Genomic DNA, 25,250 nt, shown 5'->3' with positions numbered 1-25,250 from the left:
TGAGGACGAGCACCGGCAAACGCCGGTCTGGAGTGCGGATCAATGATTCGATTGTAGAAGGAAATCTTCTGGATTAATTCTGTTTTTACAGAAGACTAGCAATAGATAGTTTTTGGTGAGAGAATTTCACCAAATAATATTTATAGTGGAGAGAGAGCACATGCTGGACAAGATCAGCAAGAAAATCCTGGCCGAACTGCAGAGCGACGGGCGTATCAGCAACGTCGAGCTCGCCGCACGGGTCAACCTGTCGCCCGCCGCCTGCCTCGAGCGCGTACGTAAGCTGCACGAGTCCGGCTACATCATGGGCTATACGGCCCAGTTGAATCCGCAGCTGCTGGACGTGTCGCTGCTGGTGTTCATCGAAGTGGTGCTGGACCGCACCACCCCGGAAGTCTTCGACGCGTTCAAGCAGAGCGTGCAATTGATTCCCGAAGTGCTCGAATGCCACATGGTGGCCGGCGGGTTCGATTATCTCGTCAAGGCGCGCGTGAAAGATATGGCAGCTTACCGCGAATTCCTCGGCAAGACACTGCTGCAGAAAGGCGTGCGCGAGACGCACACGTATGCGGTGATGGAAGAAGTCAAGAACACGACCAAGCTGCCCATCAAATGAAAAACGCCCTGGCAGGCAGGGCGTTGTATCTCAGGCGATCTTTTCCATCTTTTCCGACGTTTCCGACTTTTGCGGAAGCATCTTTTGCGCCGAGGCGGACAGGTTTTCCAGGTTCTTGCGCAGCCAGCGGTGGGCCGGACTGCGGCCGTCGCGTTCGTGCCACAGCATGTCCAGGTGCACGGCCGGCAGCTGGAACGGCAGCTCGCGCCAGATCAGTTGTTCGGCCGCACCGGTCGACGCGATCAGGTGCTTCGGCAACACCGTCACCAGGTCGGAGTTCGCGACCACGCGGCCGGCCGTGAAAAACTGGTTCACGGTCAACAGGATGCGGCGCTCGCGGCCGAGCTGCGCCAGCGCTTCGTCGACGAGGCCGTGGGCGCGGCCCGAGAAGCTCACCAGCAGGTGGTTCGCCTTGCAATAATCGTCGAGGGAGAGCGTGCCCTGTGCGAGCGGGTGATTCTTGCGCATCACGACGACGTATTCTCCCGAATACAGGCGCTCGTGACGGATCGGCGAGCCCGTTTCGTACGACAGCTGGGCCGCGACGCCGGGGAAGAAGCCGACAGCCAGGTCGATGTCGCCGCGCAGCAGCATAGGCCGCGGTTCGCGCGTGGTCAGCGGCACCATGCGGATGTTGACGCCCGGCGCCTCTTTTTCGATCGACCGCACCAGAGACGGCAGCCACAGGGCGGCAGTGGCGTCGGCCATCGCCATGCGGAACGTCGCCTGGGCCTTGGAAACGTCGAAGGTTTCCGGCATCACGGCCGCTTCCAGCGCGGCCAGCGCCTGGCGCACGGCGGGCCACAGCGCTTCCGCGCGCGGCGTCGGTTTCACACCGTAGGCCGTGCGGATCAGCAATTCGTCGCCCAGGCTTTCGCGCAGGCGTTTAATGGCGTTCGAGACGGCCGGCTGGGTCATCGCGAGATGACCGGCGGCGCGGGTCAGGTTTTGCTCGGTCATGACGGCGTCGAAGACGCGGAGCAGGTTCAGATCAAGCGTGAGGAAGCTCATGGGACTCCGTTCAGGACTGGCAGTAAATGGTTTGTCGGTACGGTAAGTGTACCTGATTTCCATTCACGATCAATATAATAGCTATTACCAAGTGTAATTAGATTTATATGTTGCGTTGCACTATAGTGACATCGAACGAATAGATCAGCTTGCTACTTAGTCTTCCATGTCCTTCTCCGACACCCTTTTCCAGACCCCGGTGCTGGCTCTGCCCTTCACCCACTTGCTCTTGTGCATGGTCCAGCTGACCCTGCTGGGCGGCGTGTTGATGTTCTTCCGCCCGCTGCTGGTCGGCATCGTACGCGCGCTGGTACTGGTGGTGCGCCCGCGCCCGACGAAGGGCGAACTGGCGGCACGCAGGCAGCGTGCCCAGGCCGCAGCGGTGGGATCGCACTGATCCTTACGGTCTAGTTTACACAGCTTCTTTCCCGAAAGCGGCGCCCGGATAACCGGGCGCCGCTTTTTTTTCGCCCTTACTCTTACCCGCCGCCGGTAACTCGTGGTCGCTCGAGTTGTCAGGCGTTTTTTTTTCCACTTCATTTAACAATTGGTTTCTAAATGAACGTCGTATCAAAAAATCGATGATTCATGAATTGATGAGTTGGCGACGATTTCTCAGAGGAAGGAATCATATTGATGAGAGATGAAGAATATCGATGAATTGGTCAAGTGGCACTCGAAATACAGTATCTAACGATAAGATAGAGATGGATTCACTGTAGTTGTAGCAGATATCAACTAAAAATAAGCGAAGTTCATGATTGGTCAGTTCATATCGATGAGTTAAGGTAACTTTCGATTCTGTCGAATGGACGCGCCGCCAGAGGCATCGACGTGCGGGTTGGCACCCCACCTCATCCAAAAATCCGGGTCATGCGCAGTCAAAAAATGAGGGGCGAAAAAAAACGCGGCCGCCGGTTGCCCGGGGCCGCGTTTCGGGGAAAAACGAGTGGATTACTTGGCGTCGCCCAGCAGCGCAGGCTTGAGCGAACGGTCGACGGGCTTGTCGCCCAGCCAGATGCGCAGGATCGCGTTGTAGAAGTTGACGTCGGGGATCGGGCCACCCAGCTTCTTGCCGTTCAGCTCGGCCTGGGTGCCGGTGCCCGGAATCCAGTCCAGGTGCAGCACGTCGCCCTTCTTGAGGCCGTCGACGGACGCGAACAGCTCGCCCATCTTGCTGATCTGGGCCACGATGCGCTGTTTTTCCGCCTTGTCGATGTTCTCGTTCAGGCCATCCATGAAGGCCTTGCCGAAATCCTCGGACGAGATGTCGCGCGCCATCTGCAGGGTCACGCGGCGCGGGCCCTCTTCCTTCAGGATCTCGGCCGTGTTGTTCTTCTTCTCCGGCAGGTACAGGCCGGCCGCGTAGACCTTGACGATGAATTTGGTGCGCATGCCGGCGCCGTTCAGTTTCAGGTCCTTGCCGGCGACCTTCGTCATGTCGTCGAACTTGTAGCCGTTCACGTCGACGACGGCGGCGATGGCCGGCAGGCTGGCGGCCAGGGTGAGAATGGCGCCTGCGAGCAGGCCCTTGATGGCAAATTTACGGGTAGTCATGGTTGTCTCCTTGGTGGGAAAGCTATCGTTGTCAACATCGTGGCCGCCGTTCAGGCCGCGGCCAGCGCCAGGGTAGGTTGGACATTCTGCAGCTTGAACACGCTGACGGCGCGCGCCAGGCGCTGCGCCTGTTCCTGCATCGATGCGGCGGCGGCTGCGGCCTGCTCGACGAGGGCAGCGTTCTGCTGGGTCGTCTCGTCCATCGCGACGATCGTCCGGCTGACCTGGGCGATGCCGGCGCTCTGCTCGAGGCTGGCAGCGCTGATTTCACCCATGATGTCGGTGACGCGGCGCACGCTTTCGACGACCTCTGCCATCGTCACACCGGCCTGCTCGACGAGCGTGCTGCCTTCCTGCACCTTGTCCACGGAATCGCCGATCAGCAGCTTGATTTCCTTGGCGGCCGCGGCCGAGCGCTGTGCCAGGCTGCGCACTTCGGAGGCCACGACGGCAAAGCCGCGTCCCTGCTCGCCCGCACGCGCGGCCTCGACCGCGGCATTCAGGGCGAGGATATTCGTCTGGAAAGCGATACCGTCGATCACGCCGATGATGTCGACGATCTTTTTCGACGACGCCGTGATCGAGCCCATCGTCTCGATGACGTGCGCGACGACGGAACCGCCGCGCGCCGCCACCTCCGACGCCTGGGCCGCCAGTTGATTCGCCTGGCGCGCATTGTCTGCATTCTGCTGCACGGTGCCGGTCAGCGCCCGCATCGAGCTCGACGTTTGCGCCAGGGACATGGCCTGCGATTCCGTGCGTGTCGACAGGTCCTGGTTGCCGGTGGCGATTTCACCGGACGCGCAGGACATCGATTCCGTGCTCGTGCGCACTTCGCCGACGATGCGGATCAGGCTGGCGTTCATGTGGCGCAGCGCTTCCATCATCTGGCCTGCCTCGTCGCGGCTGTCGACGGCGATGGCGCTCGTGAGATCGCCGTCGGCGACACGGCGGGCGATCTCCACCACCTGGCCCAGCGGCCGCGTGATGCTGCGCGTGGCCAGCCATGCGACGCCCAGCGACAGCCCGGCCGCGATCGTCGTCAGCGCCAGAATGAGCATCTGCGTGCGCTGCGTGACGGCGGCCGTGTCGGCGCCGGCCTGGTGCATCGCGGCGTTTTGCCAGGCGACGAATTTGTCCAGTTGTTCGAAATAGCGGGTTTGCTGGGGGCGCAGCGAGAACATGAATTTCATCATCGCCTCGTCCTTGCGGTCTTCGTTGACGAGCTTGATGAATGCCGTTTGCGCCGGCAGGAATTTGTTCTGGATGGTAGCCAGCGCTTTCAGGATGTCGGCGGCCTCGGCATCGCCCGTGCTCCTGGCCAACTCGGCGACCTGGGCCGTGGCGCTGGCGCTTCTCGCTTCCGTGTTCGCCAGCTCTTTCTTGATCTGGTCCGGATCGGTCATGATGAGGACGTTGAGCATGCTGCGGGTCGCTTCACTCACGTCCTCCTTGATATGGTTGGCCGCGACGGTATTCGCATAGCGCACTTTGACCAGGGTCTCCATTTCCTTGTTCAGGCTGGCAATCCTGACGTATGACAGCCCCGCCAGCAGCACCAGCAAGGCAATGACGACCCCGAACCCGATGGCCAGACGTTGGCCGATACTCATATTTCTAATCATTATTGTGAGTCTCTCCGTCCAAAAAAAAGAATGGGCGTGCTAATTTTGCAAGATAAATATAGCACCGATGTGTTTGGCAAAATTAGAGACTCAAAACTATTTCAATGCTGCAAGAGCACAATCCCGGCCTCGGGCAACATCGGCCCGCGAACGAAGACGCGCCGTTGTTGCGCACCAATGCAGTGCACGAAAAGTGTTGTGTTTTGGAACGTGGATAATGATTGTATGCATAATGAATGAATCTATTGTGCATGCAATCATTGGATGAGGCGTAGCGGATGGCGGACCGCCAAAAGAAAAGCCGGCGCAGGCCGGCTTGTGCGATCAGGCCACTTTGGCCTTTTCGGCAGTCAGGCGTTCGTGTTTCGCCTGGAGCTGTTCGCGCGTTTCGCGCCATTCGGGATTGAACGGAATGCAGGCGACCGGGCACACCTGCTGGCACTGCGGCTCATCGAAATGGCCGACGCATTCCGTGCATTTATGCGGATCGATCTGGTAGAACTCCGCGCCCATCGAGATCGCGTCATTCGGGCACTCGGGCTCGCACACGTCGCAATTGATGCAGTCGTCGGTAATCAGTAATGCCATGACTAAATATGACCTCAGGCTTTCGGTGCGGCCGCCATATCGGCGATTTTCTTTTGCAGCCAGCGGTCGACCGAGGGGAACACGAATTTGGATACGTCGCCGCCCAGCATCGCGATCTCGCGCACGATGGTGCCGGAGATGAACTGGTACTGGTCGGACGGCGTCAGGAACAGGGTTTCGACGTCGGGCAACAGGTAGCGATTCATGCCCGCCATCTGGAACTCGTACTCGAAATCGGACACGGCGCGCAGGCCGCGCACGATCACCCGTGCATCGTGCTGGCGAACGAAATCCTTGAGCAGGCCGGAAAAGCTTTCGACCTTCACGTTCGGATAATGGCCCAGCACTTCGTTGGCGATTTCCAGGCGCTCGGCGAGCGAGAAGAAGGGGCGCTTGTTCTTGCTGTCGGCGACCCCGACCACCAGGGTGTCGAACAGACCCGATGCGCGACGCACCAAATCCTCGTGGCCGCGCGTGAGCGGATCGAAAGTTCCTGGATAAACGGCTACAACCATTGCGGCTCCCTGGAGAATGCACCTGAATAGACGCGCATTATGCCTGAAATTTCGGCAGCCGCCCCGGGGTGGGGCCCCTTTTGCTTATTGTTTAAGCAGCTTTGCGCAGAAAAGCGGTGTTTTAACGCAACTTTAACAAGTGGTAGTGCACCATCCCGGCCTTGTCGGCGCGGACCAGTTGCCAGGGCTGCAGCCATTCGGGGACATCCTCGGCCGCCTCATCCGTCTCCGCGAACGGCAGGCGCTCGCCCGATTCGGCATACACGAGACCGCCCTCGTTCAGCAGTTGCGCGCAGAGCGGCAGGGCCTGCACCAGGAAATCTTGCTGGTAGGGCGGGTCAAGGAAGATCACGTCGAAGCGTTGGCCGCGCTGGATGAAGTCGCGCGCCACGGCCAGGGCGTCGGCACGCAGCACGCGCACGTTGTCGGCCTTGAGCTTGTCCTTGATCAGTTCGAGCTGGCGCACGACGGGGCCGACGGTGTCGATCATCGTGACGGACCGCGCGCCGCGGCTGGCCGCCTCGAAGCCGAGGGCGCCGCTGCCGGCGAACAGGTCGAGGCAGTCGGCGCGGTCCCAGTCGCCCGTCATCTGGTGGTTGATCCAGTTGAAGACGGTTTCGCGGACGCGGTCGGGGGTGGGACGCAGGCCCAGCGCATCGAGGACGGGCAGCGGGGTGCGCTTCCAGGCGCCGCCGATGATGCGGACTTGCTGCGGCGGGCCCGGGCGGCGGGCGTAGGTAGGGGCGGACTTCTTTTTTTGCATGGCGCGGAATATAGCATCTTATTTCCCGGCCGCGAGAGCGTTAAAGTCGTTGATCCACCCTTGCATGCGTTTCTGCGCATGGGCTTTCTGGTCCGGCGTCGTCAGGCGGATCGCCGTCAGGATGAATTTCGACGTGTTGTCGACATAGGCGTCGAAGAATGCCTTGCGCTCCGGCGCATCCATGCGGTCGAACAAGTCGCGCAGCAGGTCGTGGATCGCCGCCATCGTCTGTTCCTTGTTCAGCTTGTCGCGCTGAATACGCTGCAGCAGCGCGATGATTTTTTTCTGGCGTAATACGCGTTCCTGCAGCCAGACCTCGTTGTCGAGCGGGCGTGCATCGGACGCCTTGCGGAGTGCCGCTTCCTGGTCGCGGCTGAAACTGCCGAACCACAATTCGAGCTGTTCCATCGCCTTTTTATAGCGGGCTTTATGCTGGTCCTCGACGCTGCCGCTCATGAATTTCTTGCGGAAGTCTTCGTTATTTTTCGCGAACTTCTTTTCCATCTGCGCGATCTGGTCCGGCTTGATCGACATCGCCAGGTCGGCCAGATCCGGCAGCGCTTTAAAGGCCAGCAATTCCGTCCGCGCCTTGACGTCGCGGTAGTCGGACAGCAATTCGTCCTGCGTGACATTGCCGTCGCCGAGCTGGCGCTGCATCTTGGTCAGCAGGCCGGCGTAATCGCGCAGCTGCGTCGTGCGGTGCCACTGGAACAGCTTGTCGATATCTTTCTTGACCCAGTCGGACTGGTCGCTGTCGAGATCGAGATACGCGTTCAACCACCAGTACAGCAGCGTGTCACCGTGGTTATAGGTGAAGCGGATGGCGCTGCACGCACTCAGCAGCGCCACGAAGGCGATCAGGAACAGCATGCGTACCCGCAGGAACACGGTAGGGGGCGTGTTAAACTTTTTCATCTTTTTTAACTCGTTTTGAGAACGGCCTATGAACGTAGTCATCCTCGCCGCCGGCATGGGAAAGCGTATGCAATCCGCACTGCCGAAAGTCTTGCATCCACTGGCCGGCAAGCCGCTGTTGCAACATGTTATCGATACGGCGCGCAGCCTGAGCCCGAGTAAATTATGCGTGATTTACGGGCACGGCGGCGCAGCGGTGCCGAGTGCGGTTGAAGCCTGGTCCGCCCAGGGCGGCGTCGCGATCGATACGGCCCTGCAGGAACCGCAACTGGGCACCGGCCACGCCGTGATGCAGGCCCTGCCGCAGATCGACGAGAACGCGCCGACGCTCGTCCTGTACGGCGACGTGCCGCTGACGACGGCGGCCTCGCTGCGCCGCCTGGTCGACGCCGCCGGCGACGACAAGCTGGCGATCCTCACGGTCGAACAGGCGAACCCGTTCGGCCTGGGCCGCATCGTCCGCGAGAACGGCAACATCGTGCGCATCGTCGAAGAGAAGGATGCGAATGAAGCCGAGCGTGCCATCAAGGAAATCAACAGCGGCATCATGGTCATTCCGACCCGTCACCTGACGTCTTGGCTCGGCTCGCTGAAGAACAACAATGCACAGGGCGAATATTACCTGACCGACATCGTCGCCCAGGCTGTCGGGGCCGGCGTACCGGTCGTGTCGGCCCAGCCGTCGGCCGAATGGGAAGTGGCCGGCGTGAACAGCAAGGTGCAACTGGCCGAGCTTGAGCGCCGTCACCAGTTGAACATCGCCATTGCCCTCCTCGAAAAGGGCGTGACCCTGATGGATCCGGCGCGTATCGACGTGCGCGGCGAACTCGTCTGCGGACGCGACGTCACCATCGACGTCGGCTGCGTGTTCGAGGGCCGCGTAGTCATCGGCGACGGTGTGACGATCGGTGCCCACAGCGTGTTCGTGAACGCGACCGTCGCCGCAGGCGCCCAGATCAAGCCGTTCTGCCACCTGGAAGACGCCGTCGTGGGCGAAAAATCGATCATCGGTCCGTATGCGCGTTTGCGTCCGGGCACCGAGCTGGGCGAGGACGTCCATGTGGGCAATTTCGTGGAGATCAAGAACAGCAAGGTCGCCGCGCACAGCAAGGCGAACCACCTGGCTTATGTGGGCGATGCCGACGTCGGCTCGCGCGTAAACATCGGCGCGGGCGCGATCACATGCAATTACGATGGTGCCAATAAATTCCGCACGATCATCGAAGACGAAGCCTTCATCGGCAGCGACAGCCAGCTGGTGGCCCCGGTCACGGTCGGCAAGGGCGCGACGATCGGCGCCGGCACCACGCTGACCAAGAATGCGCCGGCCGGCAAGCTGACGATCTCGCGTCCGAAGCAGTTGACGATCGAGAACTGGACGCGTCCGGTCAAGGTCAAGAAGTAAGCTTGTCCACCATATACGCACAGGCAATCCACGGCATAAACACAGGGTAATCACAGCCTGGTCCACTGCCTGTGCACAGGGATGTCAACTGCCCGTCCACAATATCATCCACAAAGTCATCCACAGGCCCGCCGCGTTATTCCGGCGGGCCTGATCGTTTCAGAAACCCAGTGAAATGCGCACGTGGCGGGAGATGGCGCCACTGGCTTGCCGATGCGCCAGGAATAAGCGCACAGAGTTATCCACAGGACGTCAGACGGCGATACGCGTTTCGAACTTGCTGCGGAATGTGGAGAAGTAGGCTTTGACGTTACGCACATTGCTGTGCGTGGTGAACAGGCGGTGCGCCAGGGCGTGATACGCCGGCATGTCGGCCACCTGCACGACGAGCACGAAATCCGGTCCGGGCGACACGCGGTAGCACTGCAGCACGGCAGCCTCGTCCGCCACCACCCGCTCGAACTCCGCCATGCGGTCGGCGGCCTGCACGTCCAGCGTGATCTCGACGATGGCGGAGAGACGCGCGCCGACCTTGTCCGGCGTGACGATCGCAACTTGCCGCTCGATAACACCGTTCTCCCTGAGCTGTTTGACACGGCGCAGGCAAGTCGGCGGCGAAATGTGTACCAATTCCGCCAATTCCGCATTGGTCTGCGAGGCATCAACCTGCAGGATGTTCAGGATGCGACGATCCAGATCGTCAAGGTTTGGAGCCTCTTGTGTCATATAAGTAAAATATTTCGAGAAAAATGAAAGGATATTTCATGTCGAATGTACCGTGAAATTATCTATCAAAATGAGGTGCACTTAGAAAGCATATTTCGTTTCCTCTACTCTACAGTGCATGGATTCATCGATTTCGGAGGTTTCCCATGTGTGGCATCGTCGGCGCAGTCGCCCAACGCAACATCACCCCAGTGCTCATCGAAGGCCTGAAGCGTCTCGAATACCGCGGCTATGATTCCTGCGGCGTGGCGCTGCACGTGGACGGCCGCCTGGCGCGCTCGCGCAGCACGTCGCGCGTGGCCGATCTGGAAGCGCAAATCCAGGAAACCCACCTGCAAGGCTTCACGGGCATCGCCCACACCCGCTGGGCGACGCACGGCGCGCCGGCCACCAAGAATGCGCACCCGCACTTCTCGCCGAACAGCGACGACGCGCGCATCGCCCTCGTCCATAACGGCATCATCGAGAACCACGACGAACTGCGCGCCGAGCTGACCGGCCTGGGCTACGTGTTCCAGAGCCAGACCGACACCGAGGTCATCGCCCACCTGGTCGACCACATGTACAACGGCGACCTGTTCGACACCGTGCAGCAGGCCGTCAAGCGCCTGCACGGCGCCTACGCGATCGCCGTGTTCTGCCGCGAAGAGCCGCACCGCGTCGTGGCCGCCCGCCAGGGCTCGCCGCTGATCGTCGGCCTGGGCAAAGGCGAAAACTTCGTCGCCTCCGACGCGATGGCGCTGGCCGGCACCACCGACCAGATCATCTACCTGGAAGAAGGCGACGTCGTCGACCTGCAACTGGCGCGCTACTGGATCGTCGACGCCGAAGGCCGTCCGGCCGAGCGCGAAGTCAAGACCGTGCACGCCCACACCGGCGCCGCCGAGCTGGGCCCGTACCGCCACTACATGCAGAAGGAAATCTTCGAACAGCCGCGCGTCGTCGGCGACACGCTGGAAGGCGTGACGGGCATCATGCCGGAACTGTTCGGCGACCAGGCCTTCCGCGTGTTCAAGGAAATCGACCGCGTGCTGATCCTGGCCTGCGGCACCAGCTACTACGCGGGCCTGACGGCCAAGTACTGGATCGAGTCGGTGGCCAAGCTGCCGGTGAACGTCGAGATCGCCAGCGAATACCGCTACCGCGACAGCGTCCCGCACCCGAACACCCTCGTCGTGACGATCTCGCAGTCCGGCGAAACGGCCGACACGCTGGCCGCGCTGAAGCATGCGCGCAGCCTCGGCATGACGAACACGCTGACGATCTGCAACGTCTCCACGAGCGCCATGGTGCGCGAGTGCAAGCTGGCGTACATCACCCGCGCCGGCGTCGAAGTGGGCGTCGCGTCGACGAAGGCCTTCACGACCCAGCTGGCCGCGCTGTTCCTGCTGACCCTGACCCTGGCCCAGGTGAATGGCCGCCTGACCGACGAGCAGGAAGCGAACTACCTGAAGCAGATGCGCCACCTGCCGGTCGCGCTGTCGTCCGTGCTGGCGCTGGAGCCGCAGGTGATCGCGTGGGCCGAGGAATTCGCCCGCAAGGAAAACGCCCTGTTCCTGGGCCGCGGCATCCACTACCCGATCGCCCTGGAAGGCGCGCTGAAGCTGAAGGAAATCTCGTACATCCACGCCGAAGCCTACCCGGCCGGCGAACTGAAGCACGGCCCGCTGGCGCTGGTGACGGAAGAGATGCCGGTGGTGACGATCGCCCCGAACGACGCGCTGCTGGAAAAGCTGAAGTCGAACATGCAGGAAGTGCGCGCCCGTGGCGGCCAGCTGTACGTATTCGCCGACGTCGATACCCAGATCATCTCGGGCGAAGGCCTGCACGTGATCCGTCTGCCGGAGCACTACGGCCTGCTGTCGCCGATCCTGCACGTGGCGGCACTGCAGCTGCTGGCGTATCACACGGCGCTGGCGCGTGGTACCGACGTCGACAAGCCGCGCAATCTGGCGAAGTCGGTGACCGTGGAATAAGTGGCGCGTTGCAGGTCCCGGCACCGGCACCTGCGCACGACCAGCAAGCAAACAACCCGCAAGCCCTTGGGCTGCGGGTTTTTTGTTCCTGGCACATGAGGAAGCCGCCAAGCTTCTCCGATGGCTTACGGACGGTAATACTCGCCCGGCGCCACATAGACTTCGACGCCGTTGATGTTCATCGTGTTGGGGGAAATTTTGGCGAGAGCGAATTCCGCGACATTGTTATAGGTGTCGACATGCCACGTGAAGCGTTGCCCACCCTTTTCGAAGGTCACGGTCTCGCCATTGGTCACGTTCACGAAACGTGTCTGCGGCGTGAGCTCGATGACGCGGTCGGCGGAATTCGACGATACGGGTTGACCGTAAGCCGCCGCGTCGCCGCGTGGTGCGGCATGGGCGGCGGTAGCGAAGACGGCGGCGAGGAGCAGGATGGTCGTTTGGGTTTTCATGGTGTTCTCCTTGAAAAAAATTTGCAGGTCGAGGTACAGGGTGGATAAGGGATGACGCTTACTTGCCGGATCCGCTGTTCAACGCGGCGTTCGCATACGCCGACGCGCTGATGGCGGCCGGGAAGCCGGCGTAAAAAGCCAGATGGGTGATCGCAGCCGACAGTTCGGTCGCGGTGAGGCCGTTGGCGACGCCGCGCTTCAGGTGGGCAGCCAGCTCGTCCACGTGGCCCAGCGCAACGAGCGCGGCGATGGTGATCAGGCTGCGGTCGCGCGGCGCCAGGTCGGGGTCGGTCCAGACTTGCGAATACAGCGGGTGTTCGACCAATGCGGTGAGCTTGGGCGTGAATGCGCGCGCAGCGTCGCGCGGGCTGGAAAAATCGATCGTGTTCATGGCGATGCCTTTCTATGTGCGGAGACGGGTTCAGATCTGGCTGATGAATTTATTGACCAGGTAATGGTGGATGCCTTCGGCGCCACCTTCGGAGCCGATGCCGCTTTCCTTCATGCCGCCGAAAGGCAGTTCCGTAGCGACGATGCGATACTGGTTGATACCAATCATTCCGGCTTCCAGACCATCGGCGACATCGATGGCGGTGCGGGCATCGCGGGTGAATGCGTACGCGGACAAACCATAGGGCAGGCGATTCGCTTCCGTCAGCGCGTCGTCCAGACCGTCGAACGGACGCAGTACCGCGATCGGGCCGAACGGCTCTTCGTGCATGACGCGCGCACTCATCGGGACGTCGGCCAATACGGTCGGCTCGAAGAAATATCCCGGACCGGGGATGCGCTTGCCGCCCGTGAGCAGTCGCGCGCCCTGACGCACGGCGTCCTCGACCAGGGACTCCATTTTTGCCAGCTGGCGCGCGTTGGCGAGCGGACCGACCTGGGTCGAGGCGTCCAGGCCGTCGCCTACGACGAGTGCGCGGGTGGCGGCGACGAAGCGTTCGGTGAACCGGGGATAGATGTCTCGCTGGACGAGGAAGCGCGTCGAGGAAATGCAGATCTGGCCGGTACCGCGGAAGCGGTTCGCGGCACCGCCGACGGCGGCGGCGTCCAGGTCCGCGTCCCTGAACACCAGCACAGGACCGTGCCCGCCCAGTTCCAGCGTGATCGGCTTGACGCCTGCCGCGGCACGTTCGGCCAGCAGGCGGCCGACGGGCATCGATCCGGTGAATGCCACCTTGCGGATCACCGGCGACGCGATCAGCTGGGAGGACACGGCGTCGGGCACGCCGAACACGACCTGCAGGACGCCCTTCGGCAGGCCGGCGTCGTCCAGTGCCCGCGCCAAGGCCAGTGCGGCCGCCGGACTTTCCTCGCCGGGCTTGATGATCACGCTGCAGCCGGCAGCAAGGGCGGCGGACAGCTTGCGTGCCGGCGTAATGGCAGGGAAATTCCATGGCGTGAAGGCGGCCACCGGGCCGATCGGTTCGCGCTTGACCAGTTGCAGCACACCCGGACGGTTGGCCGGCACCACGCGGCCGTCGATGCGGCGTGCCTCTTCCGCGAACCACTCGAAATAGTCGGCCGCGCGCAGCACTTCGTCACGGCTTTCCACGAGCGGTTTTCCTTCTTCAAGCGTCATCAGGGTCGCGATGTGTTCGACGCGTTCACGCATGAGGTCGGCACTGGCCTTGAGAATACGTGCGCGCTCGGCCGGAGCGGTACGGCGCCACGTCGCGAATCCGCGTTCGGCGGCGGCCAGTGCACGATCCAGGTCGGAAGCGTCGGCCAGCGGCAGGCGGCCGAGCACGGCATTCGTTGCAGGGTTGACGACGGCAACGGTGTCGCGCCCCTCCGCGTCCAGCCAACGGCCGTCGATGAACAGATACAAAGGGTCGTACGAAAGAGTTTTCATGTTGGTTCCTTCCGGAAGAGGTCTCGATGTGGACATTGCGTAGGAAGAAGATTAGGTCTTGCGCGCCCGCTTGATAATCCGGTGACCGCCCACAACGGCTTTGCAGCGAATGCACAAACGCCCGGCGCGCGGTGCGCGCGGCCCAGGAGGATCAAGGTGTGGATGGAACAGGCCGGCATGTCCGTTCGCCGGACAATGCCATGGCAGTCGCGTCAGGACGCGCGGTGCTCCGGTGTATCGGATGAAACCGCCCAGAACTCGGGTGCGCCGATATACGTCTTGAGGGCATCGATGAAGGTCCGCAGCTTGACTGCAGGCTGCGCGAGCGCACGCAGCAGATGGATGTCGGTCCGCATGCAGGGCAAGGCACACGACTCCGGCGACAGGTGTACCAGTTTGCCTTCCTTGATGGCGGGACCGACCACCCAGTCGGGCAACAGCGCGATGCCCATGCCGGCGCTGACCGCCAGGAACATCGCCTCGAAGTCGTCGCACCGGAATACCGCCTGGCCGGCGCCGATGGGCTGGCCGAGCAGATCCGCCCATCCAAGCAGGTCGTTGCCGTGCAGCTTGTCGATGAGGCAGTGTTCCCTGAGCTGATCAGGCGTACATCCGGTCACGCTGCGACGCTCCAGGTAGGCGGGACTTGCGCACAGCAAGCGGGTCTGCCTGGCGATGCGCGTGGCGATCAGCGTGCTGTCGGCAAGGCTGCCGATGCGGATCACCGCATCCAGCCGTTCCGACACGGGGTCGGCGAGACGTTCGGTCAAGTCCAGTTCGACACGCAGCGCCGGATGCTGCACGGCCAGCCTGGCGACGACGGGGATCACGTAGCGCCGGCCGAACGTGGGAAAACAAGCGATGCGCAGTACGCCCTGCACCTCGCCTTTCATCGAGGCGATCTCCTGTTGTGCATCGTCGAGTTCGTCGAGGACGCGACGGGCGCGCACCAGCAGGGCCTCCCCGGATTCGGTCAGCGTGAGCATCCGCGTCGAGCGCAGGAACAGCGCCGTGTCCAGGTGCGATTCGAGTGCATCGATCTGGCGCGCCACGGACGACGGCGTGATGCCTCTGCGCCGCGCCGCGCCGGAGAAACTGCTTTCGCGGGCCACGTCGGCGAAGACCCCGAGATATTCGGCAAATCGATCCGTCAGCATGCGCGCCCCCTGCACAGGTAAGAGATTCAGCGCGCGATTATCACATGAAAAGAAGACGGATTTTCATGCACCTATACCTTGGTATAAGGGCCGCCACCCTAACACGAATACGTCGCAAGAGGACTCATCCCGGTTGTGCATAACGTGCAAAACCGTTTATACCAAATGTCAGTGTTTTCGAGCCGGTGTTCGTTGCTAACCTGAATTAAGCGATACACGACGAATTTCAGGAGCAAACCATGTCTTACACCATCAGAGTCAACGGCCACTCACACGTGCTCGATACATCCGCCGACATGCCTCTGCTTTGGGTACTGCGCGATATCCTCGGCATGACCGGAACCAAATTCGGATGCGGGATTGCGCAATGCGGCGCCTGCACCGTCCATCTCGATGGCGCGCCGGTACGGTCGTGCGTCCTGCCCGTGTCCGAGGTGGGCGACCGCCGGGTGACCACCATCGAAGCAATCGGCGACACCGAGAACGGAAAACGCACCCAGGATGCCTGGCTCGCCGTCGATGTCGTCCAATGTGGTTATTGCCAGTCCGGGCAAATCATGGCGGCCACCGCGCTCCTGAATCGTACTCCCGCGCCGACGGACCGCGACATCGATGCCGCGATGTCCGGAAATATCTGCCGTTGCGCTACCTATGTGCGGATAAGGGCAGCCATCAAGCAGGCCGCCACCGGCAACGTGGAAGCCGCTCAGGTTGTTCCGCTGGTTGCTCGGGGAGGACGGCCATGAGCGGACATCGCAACGACGTCGCTGCCGGGCGCCGCGCGTTCCTGAAGGCAGGCGGCCTCGCCGTCGCTTTCAGCTGGCTTGGACCCGCCAGGTCCGCCATGGCGCTCGTCGACCCGCATCGGCAGGCCGGCGATGCGCGCGCCGCCGCGGACGACGGTGATTCCGTTTTTGCGCCGAATGCTTTCGTGCGGATCGATGCCGACGGCGCCATCCGCCTGGTGATGCCGATGGTCGAAATGGGGCAATCCATCTACACCGGATCGTGCATGCTGCTGGCTGAGGAACTCGACGTCGGCCTTGACCAGATTCGCGTCGAGCATGCGCCGCCGAGCGATGCACTGTACGGGATGAAGATTCTCAAGGCGCAAATTACCGGCGGCTCGACGAGTACACGCAGTACGTTCACGGAACTGCGCCAGGCTGGCGCGGTCGCTCGTACCTTGCTGGTCGCCGCAGCGGCGGCGCGTTGGAAAGTTCCTTCCGATTCTTGTACCGTCGAACGCGGCGTCATTCATCATCGCGCTTCCGGACGACGCCTGCGCTATGCCCAGGTTGCCGTCGCGGCCGGCAAGTTGCCGGACCCCGGCGACGTCAAACTCAAGGATGCCAGCGCGTTCCGTCTCATCGGCAAGCCCATGGCGCGGCTGGACGCCCACGACAAGGTTCGCGGTGCGACCCGGTTCGGCATCGATGTCGGCGTGCCGGGAATGCGCGTTGCCACCGTAAAAGCGTGCCCGACCTTCGGCGGCAGACTGACACACGTGGATGAACGAGCGGCCCGTGCCGTTCCCGGGGTGATCGACATACTACACATCGATAACGCCGTCGCGGTGGTCGCGGTGCATTTCTGGGCCGCAAAACGCGGACTGGACGCGCTGGACATCGAATGGGATCATGGCGTCAACGCGGCACTGACGACGCAGGACCTGCGCGGCGCGCTGGCAGCGAGCCAGGCCAAGGGCCGCGCGATCGTCGGCCGCGACACGGGAAGCCGGCCTGGCGGAGACCGCGTCGAGGCGACCTACAGGCTGCCAATGCTCGCGCACGCCACGATGGAACCCCTCAATGCGACCGTCCACGTAACGTCGTCGGGGTGCGAGATCTGGGCCGGTACGCAGGTGCCAACCCGCGTGGTGGCCAATGCGGCGAAGATCACCGGCCTGCCGATCGAGAGGATCACGCTGCATGCGCAGTACCTGGGCGGAGGATTCGGAAGGCGGCTGGAGACAGACTATGTCGACCAGGCGGTCGCCTTCGCCAGGCTGGTCGCCTATCCACTGAAAATCGTCTGGACGCGTGAAGAAGACATCCGGCACGACATCGTCAGGCCGATGTACCACGATGTCGTTTCCGCGGTCGTCGACAAGCAGGGCTATCCGGTCTGGTTCGGCGACCGGATCTGCAGCGCAACCGTGCTTGGCCGCTGGCGTCCGGGCGGCATGCGCAAGAACGGCCTGGACGGCGACGCGATCGAGTGCGCGGCCGATCTTCCCTATGCCATACCGCACATGAAAGTCGAATGGGTGCGGCATGACATGCCGGTGGGTTTGCTCGTCGGGTGGTGGCGCGGCGTCGGGGCATTGCACAACCTGTTCGTCGTGGAGAGTTTTTTCGACGAACTCGCCTATCGTGCCAAGGCCGATCCGGTCGCCTGGCGCCGGGCGATGTTGCACGACAATCCGCGTACCTTGGCCGTCCTCGAACGGGCGGCGGCGAAGATGGGCTGGGGCGGTCCGTTGCCTGCGCATGTCGGGCGCGGCGTCGCAGTGGGCGAACCGTTCGGAAGCAAGGTCTGCGCGATGGTCGAAGTCGAGGTCGATGTACAAGGGGATGTCCGGCTCAGGCGCGCGGTCATCGCCGTCGACTGCGGCATCGCGGTGAACCCGGGTTCCATCGAAGCGCAACTGCAAGGCGGCCTCCTGTTCGGGCTGAGCGCCGCATTGTTCAACGAGATCACCATCGAACAAGGCGCCATCCAACAAGGCAATTTCAATGATTACCGCATGATGCGGATGAACGAAACACCACAGGTCGATGTGGTGATCGTCGACAGCGCCGAGGCGCCGGGCGGGATTGGCGAAGTCGGCACCGCGATCGCCGCGCCGGCGCTGTGTAATGCCATCCACGCGGCGACCGGCGTCCGCTTGCGCGAACTCCCGATACGCAGGGAGACACTGGCCCTGAACAGGCGCCCCTTCGCCAATGAACATCGAACGGGAGACAACTTGCGGGAGCACACCGCATGAAACGCCTCTTCCTCTTGGTCCCGTTGTGCCTGGCCGTCGGGATCGGCGCCTACAGTTACCTGACACGCTCCGATCCCGCCGCGGGTACCGCGCCGGCGGTGCATGGTGCGCCCCCGACGGCATCGCGCATCGCACGGGGCGAATACCTGGCGCGCGCCGCCGATTGCGTCGCCTGCCATACCGCTCCGGGAGGCAAGCCCTTCGCGGGTGGGCTCGCGTTCAAGCTTCCCTTCGGCACGCTGTATTCGTCGAACATCACGGCGGACCGGGCAACCGGAATCGGCGATTGGAGCGACGACGACTTCGTACGGGCGCTCCACGACGGTATCCGTCGGGACGGGAAGCGGCTTTACCCGGCGTTTCCCTACACCTCTTATTCGATGTTGAGTCGTGAAGATGTCCTGGCCATCAAGGCATACCTCTTCAGCCTGTCCACGACCCGCCAGCAGACGCCGCAGCCCGAACTCGCTTTCCCGTTCAACCAGCGCTGGGCAATGGGATTCTGGAACGCGGTGTTCTTCAAGAGCGCGCGCTTCGCCGTCGCACCGGACAAGTCGACGGCATGGAACACCGGGGCCTATATCGCCCTCGCCCTTGCCCACTGCGCAGAATGCCACACGCCGCGGAACATCGGCTTCGCGCTCGATCACGGTAACGAACTGGGTGGCACGATCGTGGAAGGCTGGCGCGCACCCAACATCACCGCGGACCCGGTGCATGGCATCGGCCGCTGGACCGACGAGGCGTTGTACCAGTATCTCAGGCACGGGCACGCGCCCGGCCACGGGTCGGCCGGTGGCCCGATGGGCGAGGCCGTCGAGAACAGCCTGCAGTACCTGGACCCGGAAGATACGCGCGCATTGATCACCTATCTGCGCAGCGTGCCCGCGCGCGCCGGCGAGGACCCCGTCGACGTGAATCCGAAGCCGGGGCGTATGGCTGCAGCGCCGGCAGAGCTTGAACAAGGCTTGAGGCTGTTCGAAGGCAGTTGCGCAAGCTGCCACCAGTGGAACGGCCAGGGGACCCAATCCCGGTACGCCGCCTTGCTGGGCGCACGGTCGGTCAACGATCCATCCGGCCGGAACATCATGCAGACACTCCTGCACGGCACACACATGCGCGTGGCGGGGCAGGACGTGTTCATGCCTTCGTTCGCGGGCGGATTGAGCGATGCCGAGATCGCGCAGGTGAGCAATTACGTGATTTATCAATTTGGCGGCAAGCAGGGGAAGGTGACCCCTGAGATGGTCGCGCAGCAGCGCCGCCAGTAGTGTCTTTGTCGCGCACTTGTGCGAAACGCGCATAGCGGTTTGTCGACAGCGCCGGATTATCAGCCCGGCCGTACGCCGCTATTCTGGTTTCGGCTCTTCTCCTGCACGACGACGCAGAAGCAGGGCGGTCACGAGGCGCACCGGATCGACGCCATCCAGCGTAACCACTCATCCACATCTTTGAAGGAGCAAACATGAAAGCGATCATCTTCGACCAGTTCGGCGCAGCAGACGTCCTCAAGATCGGCGAGGTACTGGAGCCGGTGCTGCGGCCCCACGATCTGCTGGTGCGCACCCGCGCCGCCGGCGTCAACCGCGCCGACCTCACGCATCGCCGCGGCGGCTACGGACGCCCTGACTTCGGCGATTCGACCATCATGGGGCTGGAAATCGCCGGCGACGTGATCGCCGTGGGCGATGAGGTGCGGGGTTTCGCAGCGGGCGATCGCGTCATGGGGATTGTCGGCGGCGGCGCCTATGCGGAAGTCTCGCGCATCGATTACCGCATGGCGATGCCGATTCCCGCGAGCCTGGATTATGTGCAGGCCGCCGCGATTACCGAGGTCTTCGTAACGGCCCACGAAGCGCTGATTCATCTGGGCCGGCTGGAAGCCCGCGAGACGGTACTCGTCCATGCGGGCGCAGGCGGCGTTGGTGGCGCCGCAGTGCAGCTGGCGCATGCGCTGGGCGCCACGGTGTTCGCCACGGCACAGTCATCGGCCCACGATCTCGTGCACAAGCTCGGCGCGGACCACGCGATCGATTATGAGAAGGAAGACTTCGCCGAAGTCATCGCCAGGCTGACCGAGGGCCGCGGCGTCGACCTGATCCTCGATTTCATCGGTGCGCCGTACTTCGAGCGCAATGTGAACTCGCTCGGCTTTGGCGGGCGCCTGGTCCAGATCGGCATCATGGGCGGTATCGAGAACGCGAAGATGCCGCTGGACCGTCTGCTGTATCGCCACCTGCAGATCATCGGCACCGTCATGAAGTCGCGCACGCAGGACGTCAAGCACGGCATGTCGCGCCGCTTCAAGGAACGCTGGCTGCCCGAGTTCGCCAAGGGTCGTCTCGTACCGGTCATCGACAGCACGTTCCCGCTCGCCGCAGCCGGCGCCGCGCATAAGCGCATGGAAGACGGGCTGAACGTCGGGAAGATTGTCCTGACCACTTGAACGTTTGCTTGTGCCCTGTCATCGCCGCAATTTTCACCGTTGTTGGTAAACCGGTATGCGATCGCCCTGTCGGGGCGCGGCATGCCACTTTAGGAGAAATGTCATGACTGTCATTCGTAACGATCTGATCCTGTCGCAATCCGCATTCAGCCACGTCATCGACGTGCCTTTCGAAAAAGTCGACATCGCCAAATGGCTGTTCTCGCTGCCTGACGCCGAGTACCAGCGTTGCGCGCCTCCGGATCACATCGCCGCCGGCGCGACCTTTACCGACGACGGCCGTCGCATGTCGATCAACGTCGAGATGATCGGCACGGGCCTGGTCGTCCAGCATTACGTGGGCGAGGTCACGGAAGCCGCGCATTGCAGGATGGTGTCCACGTCCGACGTGTTCACCCCGAACGGCCGCACCAAGGTCCAGGTGATCTGGGACCTGAGCGTCAGGAAGATCGACGACACGCGTTGCGAGTACACGAACAGTGTCGTCTCGCATCCGACCGAGGAATTCCTGGAATTCATCAAGGAACACGGTATTTCTTGGGAAAAGGCCCAGTCGGACCGCCAGCAGTCGTCGGGCGACCACAATCGCCGCGAAACCCCGTTGTTTGCGGAAAGCATTGCGCGTGCGGCGCGCCGCGCCGCGCTCTAAGCGGCGCCACCATGACGTAGGCCGTACGGCCCAGGCCGCACGGCCGCACGGGGAGACCATGGTCACAGCACCATCGGCCCCCCGATGTTCCCTTTGAATATCTCCATATTCAGCGAGAAATCGTCCACGGTGCCGGCGGTCCGGCCATCGACCAGCACGCTGATCGCCCGGCCGCCGGATACCCGCTTCATCTCCTCGCTCGACAGCGAGCGCACTCGCGAGCCGGCCGGCGCCGTGTCGTCAAAGGCCAGGTCTTCGATAATCAATGTGTTCATGATGGTTCTCCTCGAATGGTTGGAAGTGGAACGGCGCGCATGTCACCCGCCCACTTCCCACCATGCAGGGAGCATGCCACCTGCCGCGTAACGGGCAGGCCGGCATGGACGGCGGTTTGTGTTGGTGCGGGACCAACACATCGCCTGAGACTGTTGGAAGATCAGTTTTTGCCGGACGATTTGGCCGCCACTTCACGATACCGGGCTTCCATCTCGGCCAAGCCGATGCGGGCCTGGACGAGCTGGGTCTGCATGCGGATGCGTTCCACCTCTTGCTGCATGGCTGGGAGTCCGGAGCCCTCTTGTGGTGCCCAGATCAAATCTCCGCCTTTGCCCATGGCATTGCCGCGCGTGCACACGCGGCCATTCAACGCGGCCCCTTCGGAAAACTTCTGGTCCTGGTAAAAACAGTAGGATGGGTCGGCGGCCTTGGCGGGTCCGACGAATGCGGCCGCCAATGCGGCGGCCGTGATGAACATCGATTTCATTGCGTTCCTGTTCAGGTAACGCCGCGCCGGCTCGCACCGGCGCGGCACTTCAGGTTAGAACACGTAGGTGGCCTGCATGCGGAAGCTGCGGCCCGGATCGAACCAGGAACGGCCCATGTCGCCAGGGGTCTGCTGGTTGACCTGTTTCGTCACCGTACGGGTCAGGTTGCTGATGTTGAAGCTGCCCGAGAAGTGGTCGCTGAAGCGGTAGTTGATGCCCGCATCCCACTGGCCCACCGGCAGCTGCCACACCGGAATCCCGAAGCCCGCATCCTGCAGCGGGTTGCCTTTGTCGTCCACGTGCGCCGGATCGGCGCTGGTGCCGTTGGAGCCCTTGGCGCCATAGACACCGGTCGCCAGCAAGGTACGGTCACGCCAGGAATACGCCAGACGCGCCGACACCGGGCCGCGGTCGTACATGAAGGCCATGTTGAAGGCGCGCTTCGACATGTACGGCACCGGCAGATCCTTGTACGGGATGCCGTTGGTGTCGCAGCCATACAGCGCTGCAGATCCCTTCAGCTCGCCGCCGGACGGGCAGAAATTCGACGGGTTCGGGTGGTACAGCTGCTGCTTGCCTTCGATATAGGTGAAGTTCGACGACACGCCGAAACCCTTCGCCCAGTCCGGCAGGTAGTCGCTCACGCCGGGCAGGTGGTCGAGGTAGGTCATGCCGGCCAGCTCGATACCGCGCACACGGGCCTTGGCCGCGTTGGCCGGGCCGGTGATCGTGAACTCCATATCGTTGCCGGCGAGATCCTTATACGTCCTCGTATAGGATTCGTTCATGATGATGTCCTTGACCTGCTTGTAGAAGAATGCAGCGGTCAGGGATTGGCCCGGGCGCGGATACCATTCCAGCGTCAAGTCGACATTGTTCGACTTGAGCGGCTTCAGCTTCACGTTACCCTCGTTGGTGCCGGTGTACGCGATGGTGGTGATCTTCTTGCTGTCATTGGGATCGTTGATCACGTTCTGCGACAGCGTGATGTACTCCTGCAGCTGATCGAAACCAGGACGGTAGATGCCGCGCGACAGCGCCACGCGTGCCTGCAGCTTGTCCGTCAGGCTCGCCTTCAGGTTCAGGCTCGGAATCACGTCGACGTGGCTGGACTTGAGATCCATCGGATCGCTGATCTCGCCGAAGCGCGGGACGTTCGGATTGGTGGTCTCGCTATAACTCGGCTTGAACACCGTGTAACCATGGGCCACGGTGTTGGTCCGGACCACGCGTACGCCGGCGACGCCGTCCACCGGATATTTCCAGTTGTCGAAGCCGAAGCGCAGGTTGCCGTACAGGGCCTGGGTGCCTTCGCTGTGCCGGCTGACGTATTGCGGTTCGGTGCTGAAGCCAGGCGGGCGCCAATCGGCGCCGGCCGTCGAGCAATCGCTCGTCGCGCCCGTCAGCCTGTTGTCGTCCTCGCAGTTATAGCGCAGCACGGTCAACAGATTCCTGTACGAGGCCATGTTCCTGACCATCGACGCGGCGGGCACGACGAACGTCGGCGGTGCAGGCATCCTGCCGTTGAAGAAGTCGGGGAACGAGAAGGCTTGAACGTTGCCCAGCGCTGCGTATTTCGGGTCGCTGAAGTAACCGAAGTTCGGGCGCTGCCAGTCCCAGCTTTCGAGGTGCGGAATTTGCCCCGGGACGTCGGTTTCCTTCACGCCCCATTCTTCCTGGTAGGATTTCCAGCCCGAACCGGCATTCTTGTCCTTGCGGGACTTCCGCTCCGTGATACGTACGCCGAAGCGGACGTCGCGCAGCACCGGATGGTCGAAGCTGTATTTGCCATCCAGTTTCCAGGCGTACAGATCCGCCTTGGCGCGGTTGTACTCAGGCTGCGAAATGCCCCAGAAGTAGTTGCGGGGATCGGCCATGAAGGCGACCGCCTTGTCGTTGAAATTGAACGCGGGCCGCGAACCGGAGACGTCCAGGCCTTCGCTCGGCAGGAACGTGCCGAGGTTGAGCATGCCGTAATTGCCGTTGTTGGTGGCGTGCACCCACTGCAGATCGTTCTGGAACGACCAGCTTTCGTTGACGCGCCATTTGAAGTTCCACGCCAGCTCGCGCGTGCGGCCATGCACGTCGCGGAAGTTCTGGGTGGTGTTCATGGCGAGACCGCCGTCCACGAACTGGTTCGCGCCCCTGCCGCCGATCGGATAGCTGAGGATGCCCGACTGGAACACGCCGGCGCTGTTGAACTTGGCGTCGGTATAAACGGTCTTGTACGGGTTCTCGGGGTTGACACCCATCTGGATGTTCGCGTTGACCTGATGGAAGGCGGAGTCGAAGTACGTCAGCGACGACTCCAGGTTGTCCTTCTTCCACTGCAACGCGCCATAAAAGCCCACGCGGCGGGTATCTTCGTTGTTGCTACCCCAGTCGCCGCCGCCCGGCACCCATGCCGTCTGGCCCTTGATGAGGTCGCTCCTCGGGTAGTAGACGTTCTGGTCGATCGTGTCGTAGCGGAACTTGGTGCGATTGAACGACAAATCCACCAGTGCGCCGAATTCGCCGGCGCGGGTCTTCCACCGGTTCGAGTACAGACCCGAGAAGCCCGGCGATTTGGTCTTGCCCAGTTCGGCGTAATTGCCCGTGGTGGTCAGCGCGCCATACTGGCCCGGGGCGTCGAACGGCAGGCGCGTGCGCAGGTTGATCTGGCCGCTGATGCCGCCTTCGATCAGGTCGGCGGACGGATTCTTGTAGACCTCCACGCCCGCCATCAGTTCCGGCGGCACGTCGCCCCAGCTCAGTTCGCGTCCAGGCCAGCCGGCCGAGAACGTTTCGCGGCCGTTCATCGTGGACGAACCCCAGGACAGGCCGCGCACCTGCACGCCCGAACCTTCCACGTTGAATTCCAGGCCGTTCGCGGCCAGGGAGGCGCCCTGGCGCGACTGGTTACGGTCCATCGTGACGCCCACCACGCGCTGCAGCACCTCGGTGATCGAGCGGTCCGGCAGCTTGCCGGCTTCGTCGGCGACGACCGCATCGACGATCTGGTCGGAATCGCGCTTGATCGCCGTCGCGGTCTCGAGCTGCTTGCGCTGGCCGGTCACCACGACGGTGGTGGTGGCGCCGTCGGTCGTCTGCGCCTGCGCGCTGCCGCACAGCATCGCGAACTGCGCCGCGGCCATCGCCAGCGCGGTCATCTTGATCGTTTTCCTGACGACCTTCGTCTCATCTCTTGTCATTATTGATGTCCTTTGTCTATGCCTTGGTTGCCACCGCCGTG

24 protein-coding genes are annotated in these 25,250 nt (G+C 62.6%); 9 read left to right on the top strand and 15 right to left on the bottom strand.

Going from position 1 to position 25,250, the window contains the following annotated elements:
- Nucleotides 1–160 precede the first annotated feature (160 nt).
- Nucleotides 161–616, top strand: coding sequence for an Lrp/AsnC ligand binding domain-containing protein (locus ASD28_RS22750; RefSeq protein WP_036171419.1), 456 nt, complete (start codon nucleotides 161–163; stop codon nucleotides 614–616).
- 30 nt (nucleotides 617–646) lie between these two features.
- On the opposite strand, the gene ASD28_RS22745 is transcribed toward ASD28_RS22750, so the two are convergent.
- The gene (locus ASD28_RS22745) at nucleotides 647–1,627 is read right to left on the bottom strand and encodes a LysR family transcriptional regulator (protein ID WP_056133791.1); all 981 of its coding nucleotides are present in this window, start codon (nucleotides 1,625–1,627) and stop codon (nucleotides 647–649) included.
- A 199-nt stretch (nucleotides 1,628–1,826) separates the two neighbouring features.
- On the opposite strand from ASD28_RS22745, the gene ASD28_RS22740 reads away from it, so the two are divergent.
- Complete coding sequence (locus ASD28_RS22740) at nucleotides 1,827–2,024, top strand: hypothetical protein (protein WP_156403983.1); 198 nt, start codon at nucleotides 1,827–1,829, stop codon at nucleotides 2,022–2,024.
- A 557-nt stretch (nucleotides 2,025–2,581) separates the two neighbouring features.
- Here ASD28_RS22740 and ASD28_RS22735 read toward each other — a convergent pair.
- The 6 genes from ASD28_RS22735 to ASD28_RS22710 all read right to left on the bottom strand — a co-directional run bounded on the left by ASD28_RS22735 (nucleotide 2,582) and on the right by ASD28_RS22710 (nucleotide 7,590).
- Complete coding sequence (locus ASD28_RS22735) at nucleotides 2,582–3,184, bottom strand: chalcone isomerase family protein (RefSeq protein WP_056133785.1); 603 nt, start codon at nucleotides 3,182–3,184, stop codon at nucleotides 2,582–2,584.
- A 50-nt stretch (nucleotides 3,185–3,234) separates the two neighbouring features.
- On the bottom strand, nucleotides 3,235–4,797 hold the full coding sequence (locus tag ASD28_RS22730; RefSeq protein ID WP_229412303.1) for a methyl-accepting chemotaxis protein: 1,563 nt from the start codon (nucleotides 4,795–4,797) through the stop codon (nucleotides 3,235–3,237).
- A 336-nt stretch (nucleotides 4,798–5,133) separates the two neighbouring features.
- On the bottom strand, nucleotides 5,134–5,397 hold the full coding sequence (locus tag ASD28_RS22725) for a YfhL family 4Fe-4S dicluster ferredoxin (RefSeq protein ID WP_056133780.1): 264 nt from the start codon (nucleotides 5,395–5,397) through the stop codon (nucleotides 5,134–5,136).
- Nucleotides 5,398–5,411: 14 nt separating this feature from the next.
- Entirely contained in the window at nucleotides 5,412–5,912 is a 501-nt protein-coding gene (coaD, locus tag ASD28_RS22720) for a pantetheine-phosphate adenylyltransferase (protein WP_036237176.1), read from the bottom strand.
- Nucleotides 5,913–6,033: 121 nt separating this feature from the next.
- The gene (rsmD, locus tag ASD28_RS22715; RefSeq protein ID WP_056133779.1) at nucleotides 6,034–6,675 is read right to left on the bottom strand and encodes a 16S rRNA (guanine(966)-N(2))-methyltransferase RsmD; all 642 of its coding nucleotides are present in this window, start codon (nucleotides 6,673–6,675) and stop codon (nucleotides 6,034–6,036) included.
- 18 nt (nucleotides 6,676–6,693) lie between these two features.
- Nucleotides 6,694–7,590, bottom strand: coding sequence for a DUF6279 family lipoprotein (locus tag ASD28_RS22710; RefSeq protein ID WP_056133774.1), 897 nt, complete (start codon nucleotides 7,588–7,590; stop codon nucleotides 6,694–6,696).
- A gap of 28 nt (nucleotides 7,591–7,618) precedes the next feature.
- Between ASD28_RS22710 and glmU the strand changes: the two genes are divergently transcribed.
- The gene (gene glmU / locus ASD28_RS22705) at nucleotides 7,619–8,995 is read left to right on the top strand and encodes a bifunctional UDP-N-acetylglucosamine diphosphorylase/glucosamine-1-phosphate N-acetyltransferase GlmU (protein WP_056133771.1); all 1,377 of its coding nucleotides are present in this window, start codon (nucleotides 7,619–7,621) and stop codon (nucleotides 8,993–8,995) included.
- Between the two features lie 252 nt (nucleotides 8,996–9,247).
- On the opposite strand, the gene ASD28_RS22700 is transcribed toward glmU, so the two are convergent.
- The gene (locus tag ASD28_RS22700) at nucleotides 9,248–9,721 is read right to left on the bottom strand and encodes an Lrp/AsnC family transcriptional regulator (RefSeq protein WP_056133769.1); all 474 of its coding nucleotides are present in this window, start codon (nucleotides 9,719–9,721) and stop codon (nucleotides 9,248–9,250) included.
- 146 nt (nucleotides 9,722–9,867) lie between these two features.
- On the opposite strand from ASD28_RS22700, the gene glmS reads away from it, so the two are divergent.
- Nucleotides 9,868–11,697, top strand: coding sequence for a glutamine--fructose-6-phosphate transaminase (isomerizing) (glmS, locus tag ASD28_RS22695; protein WP_056133766.1), 1,830 nt, complete (start codon nucleotides 9,868–9,870; stop codon nucleotides 11,695–11,697).
- 125 nt (nucleotides 11,698–11,822) lie between these two features.
- Here the strand turns inward: glmS and ASD28_RS22690 are convergent, their stop codons facing one another.
- From ASD28_RS22690 to ASD28_RS22675, 4 genes are all read right to left on the bottom strand, one after another.
- Nucleotides 11,823–12,149, bottom strand: a complete 327-nt coding sequence (locus ASD28_RS22690) for a CzcE family metal-binding protein (protein WP_056133765.1) — start codon at nucleotides 12,147–12,149, stop codon at nucleotides 11,823–11,825.
- Nucleotides 12,150–12,207: 58 nt separating this feature from the next.
- Complete coding sequence (locus tag ASD28_RS22685) at nucleotides 12,208–12,540, bottom strand: carboxymuconolactone decarboxylase family protein (protein WP_056133762.1); 333 nt, start codon at nucleotides 12,538–12,540, stop codon at nucleotides 12,208–12,210.
- Nucleotides 12,541–12,570: 30 nt separating this feature from the next.
- Nucleotides 12,571–14,010 (bottom strand): NAD-dependent succinate-semialdehyde dehydrogenase, encoded by a 1,440-nt coding sequence (locus ASD28_RS22680; protein WP_056133759.1) that lies wholly within the window; start codon nucleotides 14,008–14,010, stop codon nucleotides 12,571–12,573.
- A 212-nt stretch (nucleotides 14,011–14,222) separates the two neighbouring features.
- Nucleotides 14,223–15,167, bottom strand: a complete 945-nt coding sequence (locus tag ASD28_RS22675; protein WP_056133756.1) for a LysR family transcriptional regulator — start codon at nucleotides 15,165–15,167, stop codon at nucleotides 14,223–14,225.
- Between the two features lie 239 nt (nucleotides 15,168–15,406).
- On the opposite strand from ASD28_RS22675, the gene ASD28_RS22670 reads away from it, so the two are divergent.
- The 5 genes from ASD28_RS22670 (at nucleotide 15,407) to ASD28_RS22650 (ending at nucleotide 21,254) form a co-directional block, all read left to right on the top strand.
- Entirely contained in the window at nucleotides 15,407–15,913 is a 507-nt protein-coding gene (locus ASD28_RS22670; RefSeq protein WP_056133753.1) for a (2Fe-2S)-binding protein, read from the top strand.
- On the top strand, nucleotides 15,910–18,159 hold the full coding sequence (locus ASD28_RS22665) for a molybdopterin cofactor-binding domain-containing protein (RefSeq protein WP_056133750.1): 2,250 nt from the start codon (nucleotides 15,910–15,912) through the stop codon (nucleotides 18,157–18,159). Before ASD28_RS22670 ends, ASD28_RS22665 begins: the two co-directional genes overlap by 4 nt.
- Entirely contained in the window at nucleotides 18,156–19,430 is a 1,275-nt protein-coding gene (locus ASD28_RS22660) for a c-type cytochrome (RefSeq protein WP_056133746.1), read from the top strand. Before ASD28_RS22665 ends, ASD28_RS22660 begins: the two co-directional genes overlap by 4 nt.
- A gap of 194 nt (nucleotides 19,431–19,624) precedes the next feature.
- The gene (locus tag ASD28_RS22655; protein ID WP_056133744.1) at nucleotides 19,625–20,605 is read left to right on the top strand and encodes an NAD(P)H-quinone oxidoreductase; all 981 of its coding nucleotides are present in this window, start codon (nucleotides 19,625–19,627) and stop codon (nucleotides 20,603–20,605) included.
- A 103-nt stretch (nucleotides 20,606–20,708) separates the two neighbouring features.
- Nucleotides 20,709–21,254, top strand: a complete 546-nt coding sequence (locus ASD28_RS22650) for a hypothetical protein (RefSeq protein WP_056133742.1) — start codon at nucleotides 20,709–20,711, stop codon at nucleotides 21,252–21,254.
- Nucleotides 21,255–21,316: 62 nt separating this feature from the next.
- Here ASD28_RS22650 and ASD28_RS22645 read toward each other — a convergent pair whose 3' ends face one another.
- From ASD28_RS22645 to ASD28_RS22635, 3 genes are all read right to left on the bottom strand, one after another.
- Entirely contained in the window at nucleotides 21,317–21,529 is a 213-nt protein-coding gene (locus tag ASD28_RS22645; protein ID WP_056133738.1) for a hypothetical protein, read from the bottom strand.
- A gap of 161 nt (nucleotides 21,530–21,690) precedes the next feature.
- Nucleotides 21,691–22,017, bottom strand: coding sequence for a DUF1496 domain-containing protein (locus tag ASD28_RS22640; RefSeq protein WP_056133735.1), 327 nt, complete (start codon nucleotides 22,015–22,017; stop codon nucleotides 21,691–21,693).
- A 54-nt stretch (nucleotides 22,018–22,071) separates the two neighbouring features.
- Complete coding sequence (locus ASD28_RS22635) at nucleotides 22,072–25,209, bottom strand: TonB-dependent receptor (RefSeq protein WP_162252954.1); 3,138 nt, start codon at nucleotides 25,207–25,209, stop codon at nucleotides 22,072–22,074.
- Nucleotides 25,210–25,250 lie beyond the last annotated feature (41 nt).

Source organism: Massilia sp. Root133, assembly GCF_001426525.1.
GTDB lineage: Bacteria > Pseudomonadota > Gammaproteobacteria > Burkholderiales > Burkholderiaceae_D > Telluria > Telluria orientalis.
Note: the sequence above shows the minus strand (reverse complement) of the source record. Positions and strands in the feature narration are given on the sequence as shown.